This is a genomic window from Variovorax sp. P4_D9, assembly GCF_056401695.1.
In genome coordinates this window covers 1-4,667 of the sequence record NZ_JBFUIU010000689.1, presented here as the reverse complement: position 1 = coordinate 4,667, position 4,667 = coordinate 1, and the positions used below count along the sequence as shown (strand labels likewise).

Here is a 4,667-nt window from a genome sequence, read left to right as displayed (position 1 = left end):
GTGCTGCTGGTCGACGAACTGGCGCACTCCAACGCACCGGGCTCGCGCCATGCCAAGCGCTGGCAGGATGTGCAGGAGTTGCTGGCCGCCGGCATCGAGGTCTGGTCGGCGCTCAACGTGCAGCATCTCGAGAGCCTCAACGGCACGGTCGGTGCGATCACCGGCGTCCGGGTGCACGAGACCGTGCCCGACACGGTGCTCGACGAGGCCGACGAGGTAGTGCTGGTCGATGTGACGTCCGACGAGCTGATGGCGCGGCTGGCGGCCGGCAAGGTCTACCTGCCGCAGCAGGCCGAGCGGGCGGCGCAGAACTTCTTCCGCAAGGGCAACCTGATCGCGCTGCGCGAGATCGCGCTGCGGCGCACCGCCGAGCACGTGGAGGACGACGTGCGCGGCTGGCGGGTCGAGCAGTCGGGTCCGCAGGGCGATGCGGGGCCCCCGGCCTGGAACACCTCGGGCGCAATGCTGGCGTGTGTCGGCCCGCACGAAGGCGCGGGGCAGACGGTGCGCACGGCGGCACGGCTGGCCGGTCAGCTCAATGTGCGCTGGCACGCCGCCTACGTCGAGACGCCGCGGCTGCAACGGCTGGCCGCCGGGCAGCGCGACCGCATCCTCGCGGTGCTGAAGCTGGCCGAGCAGCTGGGGGCGCAGACCGCGGTGCTGACCGGCGTCGACGTCGCCGAGGCCCTGGCGGCCCAGGCGCAGCAGCTCAATTGCGCCACGCTGGTGGTCGGCCGGGCCGAGCCGGCCCGGGGCTGGGACCGCTGGTGGCCGTCGCCCACGCTGGTGCGCGAACTGGCGCGCTATGCCCCGACGATCGACATCGTCGAGGTCGCGCGCGCCGATAGTTCGCGCCGCCTGGCCGATCTCCGGACCCCGGCTGCGCGAGGCGATGGCGAGTCGTCCGACAAGGCCGACGCGCCGCCGGCACGCTGGCCCAGCTACGCCTGGGCGGCGGCGGTCGCCTTCGCCATCACCTTGGTGGCGACGCCGCTGGCGGGCGTGCTGGAACTGACCAACATCGTGATGCTGTTCCTGCTCGGCGTGGTCGGCGTGGCGATGCGCTTCGGCCGCGGGCCGGCCGCTTTCTCGGCCCTGCTCAACGTGGCGGCCTTCGACTTCTTCTTCGTCTCGCCGCGACTGTCGCTGGCGGTCAGCGACGTCCAGTATCTGGTCACCTTCGCCGTCATGCTCGGCGTCGGCTTGCTGGTGGGGCAGCTCACCGCGGGGCTGCGCTTCGCGGCGGGCGTGTCGAGCAGCCGCGAGCGCCGCGCCCGCTCGCTGTTCGAACTGACACGCGAGCTGTCGGCGGCGCTCGAGAGCTCGCAGGTGGTCGCCCTGGGCGCGGCGGCGGTGCAGGGCCATTTCGGCGGCAAGGCGGTGGTGCTGGTGACCGATGCCAACGACCGGCTGCTGATGCCCCGGCCGGCGCCCCCGGGCTTCGATCCGAGCGTGGCCGACTGGAGCTTTCGCCACGGGCAGCCGGCCGGGCTCAGTACCGCCACGCTGGCCGCGCAGCCCTGGCACTACGTGCCGCTGCAGGCGCCGATGCGCGTGCGCGGCGTGCTGGCGCTGGAGCCCGCGCAGGCGCGCTGGCTGCTGATCCCCGAGCAGGCGCAGCAGCTCGACACGCTGGCGCGGCAGATCGCCATCGCGCTGGAGCGGGTGCACTACGTCGAGGTGGCGCAGCAGGCGGTGGTCGAGATGGAATCCGAACGCCTTCGCAATGCGCTGCTGGGCGCAATCTCGCACGATGTGCGCACGCCGCTGACGGCGCTGATCGCGCTCGCCGAATCGCTGCAGACGCTGCCCGAGGGCGGCGATGCGCAACGTGCCGCGGCGCGCGCGATCGTCGCCCAGGCGCACCAGTTGCACGCGCTGGTCAGCAACCTGCTGGACATGGCGCGGCTCGAGAGTGGCATTGCCGGCGGCGCGGTGAACCTTCGCCGCGACTGGCAATCGGTGGAGGAAGTGGTCGGCTCGGCCATTCGGGCGGCACGCCCGGCACTCGGCGAAATGGCGGTGCAGACCGCGCTGCCGGCCGACCTGCCCCTGGTGGAGTTCGACGCGGTGCTGATCGAACGGGTGCTGGTCAACCTGCTCGAGAATGCCGCCAAGTACGGCGCCGCGCCGATCGAGGTCGGCGCGCAGGCCGAAGAACGCGCGCTGGTGCTGCGGGTCCGGGACCACGGACCCGGCCTGCCGGGTGGGCTGCTGGGGCGCGAACGGACCTTGTTCGACAAGTTCACGCGGGGCCAGGCCGAGTCGGCGACGCCGGGCGTCGGGCTCGGGCTGGCGATCTGCAAGGCGGTGGTCGATGCCCATGGCGGCGAGATCGCGGCGGCCAATGCGCCGGGCGGTGGGGCAGAATTCACGGTGACGCTGCCGCGGCGACCACCGCCGGAGTCCGTCGAATCGATCGAACCCAGCCCCTGAACCCGCCATGCCCGCACCCGTCGCCATCGTGATCGAAGACGAGCCGCAGATCCGCCGTTTCGTGCGTGGTGCGCTCGAAGCCGAGGGCTGGCAGGTGCACGAGGCCGGCACCCTGCGCGATGGGCTCGCGGCGGCAGGTACCCGCCAGCCGGACCTGTTGGTGCTCGACCTCGGCCTGCCCGATGGCGATGGCGTGTCGCTGATTCGGGACGTGCGCGGCTGGTCGCCGGTGCCGATCATCGTGCTGTCGGCGCGCATCGACGAGGCCGACAAGATCGCCGCGCTGGASGCCGGKGCCGACGAYTACCTGACCAAGCCCTTCGGCACCGGCGAACTGCTGGCCCGGGTGCGCGCCAACCTTCGCCGGCCGCGCAACGCCGCCGGCGGCGACGAAGCCGAGGCGGTGTTCCGCTTCGGCGAGATCGAGATCGATCGCAGCGCGCGCCTGGTGCGCCGCGCCGGCGTCGAGGTGCACCTGACGCCGACCGAGTACCGGCTGCTGTCAGTGCTGGCGGCCAATGCCGGCAGGGTGCTGACCCAGCGCCAGTTGCTGCGCGAGGTCTGGGGCCCGTCGCACGGCGAGCAGAGCCACTACCTGCGCATCTACATGGGGCACCTGCGGCAGAAGCTCGAGCGCGACCCGGCGCAGCCGCGGCACCTGATCACCGAAATCGCTGTGGGCTACCGGCTGGTTGTTTGAGAAGAGGAGAAGTGGCGTTGGGCACCACGGCCGCGGCCACCCGAATCCAGCTCACAATCGCGCCGGATGCTGGCTAGCGGTAGATGACCGCTCGCCGATAGCCCCGGCGCGCGGCGCCGGCAAAAGACACCGGCGTCAGCGGCATGCCGATAACATCGATGAAGACCGACACTTCGCCACCCTTGGCGGGCATGTTGCCCTGCAGGACCTTGACCGTATAGGACAGCGCGTTGCCTTTCAGCACCGGCGACTGCAGCACCGCCACCACCTGCCGCAGCGACTTGCCGTCGAACAGGGAGATGTCGGCATTGGGCGGATCGGAAAGAAAGCTCTGCTTGCCTTCGCTCCAGAACGGAACGAAGCCGGCGGTCCTCATGTTGCCGGCGATGCGTTCGGGACGGTCGGAGAAGAACACCGTGACCGGGCTCACGCCCTGCAGCGTCAGCTTGCCGGTCGTCTTGTCGTAGTTCATGCTGTTCGCGGTCTGCACGAACAGGAAGTCGGCCTGCTTCGCAGGCGCATCGGCGGTCTGCGGCCATGCGGACTCGAGCGCGGACCCGGAGGCGAGCAGGCTCGCGGAGCGAACGAAGGTGCGGCGGTTCGTCATGAGTGAGCCTCCCGGTAGGCAGGTCGTGGGCGAGAATCCCGCCGCCGCCGGCCGCTCGATGCGGCCCCGGCTGCACGCGATTCAATGGCTTGCCATCCACCGCCGTCGCCTGCGCACTCTCCAGCTTCTGGATGTCTGCCGGCGACAGTGTCGGCCGGTCGACCTTGATCGTCAACTTGTTGAGCTTCCCGGTCAGCGGGAACGGCGGCTTGTAGCGGTTCGCAGCGAAACAGGACACCGGTTGCACGGCATGGGGCTTCCTTATGATATACCGCACTATCGCCTGGCGATTAGGACGGCGAGGCGTCGCGGCATCGTCGGAAATTGATCCAGCGCAATGGCCCTGCGAGGCGCGCAATGCTCGATGAGGTTTAGATCCCGATGCGATCTGAAGTGCACGCATGAAAACAGCCTTGCCCCCCCGAAAGGCCGCACGCGCGGCGATGGCCAAGCAGGAGCGAAGCGGCCCATGAGCGAACTCGCAACCGCGCCTCAGGCGCCATCGGGCTTCCACCTGCTCGCCAAGCCGAGTGGTTCGACCTGGAACATCGACTGCGCCTACTGCTTCTTCCTTTCGAAGGAGGCGCTGTACCCGAACGACAAGCACCGGATGTCCGAGCAGACGCTCGAGATCTACATCCGCCAGATGCTCGAGTCGCACAGCACGCCCACCGTCACGGTGGCCTGGCACATCCCGATCGTCGAGCGCGCCACCGAGCAGACGATCCAGATCKCCAACCAGGGCTGGAAGGCGCGTCCCGGCATGCCGCGGCTGCTCTACACCCAGACCGGCGACCGTGTCACGGACGGCACCGTAGGCTCCCTGCAATACGGGCAGTTCCTGATCGAGGTGTTCGAGGAATGGGTCCGCCACGACGTCGGCTCTGCGGCACGGTGAAGCGCTGGCACAGGTTGGCGTAGGGG

The 4,667-nt window shown here is 70.0% G+C and carries 4 protein-coding genes; 3 read left to right on the top strand and 1 reads right to left on the bottom strand.

What is annotated here, in order from left to right:
* Window positions 1-2,436 (top strand): DUF4118 domain-containing protein (locus tag AC1DY5_RS42695; RefSeq protein WP_478120472.1); only part of this gene is annotated, 2,436 nt, incomplete at its 5' end.
* A 7-nt stretch (window positions 2,437-2,443) separates the two neighbouring features.
* Window positions 2,444-3,136: a two-component system response regulator KdpE gene (gene kdpE, locus AC1DY5_RS42690; RefSeq protein ID WP_478120471.1), complete on the top strand. Its 693-nt coding sequence runs from the start codon at window positions 2,444-2,446 to the stop codon at window positions 3,134-3,136.
* Window positions 3,137-3,209: 73 nt separating this feature from the next.
* On the opposite strand, the gene AC1DY5_RS42685 is transcribed toward kdpE, so the two are convergent.
* A complete protein-coding gene (locus tag AC1DY5_RS42685) occupies window positions 3,210-3,743 on the bottom strand; it encodes a hypothetical protein (RefSeq protein ID WP_478120470.1) in 534 nt (177 codons plus the stop codon).
* 469 nt (window positions 3,744-4,212) lie between these two features.
* On the opposite strand from AC1DY5_RS42685, the gene AC1DY5_RS42680 reads away from it, so the two are divergent.
* Complete coding sequence (locus tag AC1DY5_RS42680; protein ID WP_478120469.1) at window positions 4,213-4,641, top strand: hypothetical protein; 429 nt, start codon at window positions 4,213-4,215, stop codon at window positions 4,639-4,641.
* Window positions 4,642-4,667: the final 26 nt, after the last annotated feature.